The organism is Helicobacter cholecystus (assembly GCF_003364215.1).
Taxonomy (GTDB): domain Bacteria; phylum Campylobacterota; class Campylobacteria; order Campylobacterales; family Helicobacteraceae; genus Helicobacter_G; species Helicobacter_G cholecystus.
Genome location: NZ_NXLU01000025.1, coordinates 1 through 1,036, shown reverse-complemented (window position 1 = coordinate 1,036; position 1,036 = coordinate 1). Strand labels below are relative to the sequence as shown.

Annotated in this window: 1 protein-coding gene; it reads left to right on the top strand. The window is 31.6% G+C overall.

Features of this window, described 5'->3' with window-relative positions; all coding sequences use genetic code 11:
- Positions 1–366: hypothetical protein (locus tag CQA62_RS06930; protein ID WP_170125573.1), on the top strand; the 366-nt coding region annotated here is incomplete at its 5' end.
- Positions 367–1,036 lie beyond the last annotated feature (670 nt).

Genomic DNA, 1,036 nt, shown 5'->3' with positions numbered 1-1,036 from the left:
CTAGATAGAGTTATATTTCTAGCTACACCTCATAGAAGTGATGCAAAGTTTAATCAAACTTCATTAAGTAAAGGAGGAAAGGTTGTGAATGTGTATGATCCAAGGGATTTGGTTCAGAGTTTTTTTGGCAAATTTGACCGGAAAAATATCAATCCTCTTACTCCCAATGCTAAACGCACAATGCCTAGTGCAACAAATATTAAAGTCAAACCAGAAAAGATATACACACCCAATTATCTTTCTCCACTTGAGCAAGATTCATATTACAACACTTCTAAAACAAGAAGCCATATTGATTCTCACTCAACAATCAAGAATCCTGAAAAATGGAATGAATCTGTATTGCCATTATTGAGGAGGAAATAATGGAGTTATCAGCATTGATAACATTCAATAATCTAACATATCCTTTATTTCCTTGCTTTCTCTACTTTTATAATCTCATTCATGATAAAACAAATCGAATAAAAAATTTCTTAATTAGGATTATGCTTCTAGGGTCTGCCACACTTTTCTCCTACAAGGCCTATGAAAACAATGGTATTGGCTTGCTTGTTCTTTCCATTCCCCTTTTATTGTTGATGGCTTTGTGCTTAATCAAAAAATACCCACTCAACAATAGATATACCAAACATATGCTATGGATTTATTTGTTTTTGTTTATTGGCATCATTCTATCTTATGCACAAACAATCCACATAATAGAAAAACGAGTCATAGGTTATGTTCTTTTACTTCCCTTGATTCTGATTGTAGGCTTAACTTTTTATTCGTCAATTAACTACTTAATCCGTCTTAAATCTTATTTAAATAAACATGATGGATTATGCTTGTTTTGGTGTTTTAATTGGATGATGATAATAGCTGTTGATTTTTTTAAACCCTTATTAGAGATGGGTAACTTAATGGTGTATTATATCTCGGCATTCAGCAATTCTATCTTGGGAATCGTTATCTTCCTTTATCACTCTTTTTATTTCATTAGATTGATTTTTTTCAAATCATCAACTTTGGAGAAATAATGGAAAATATCTGG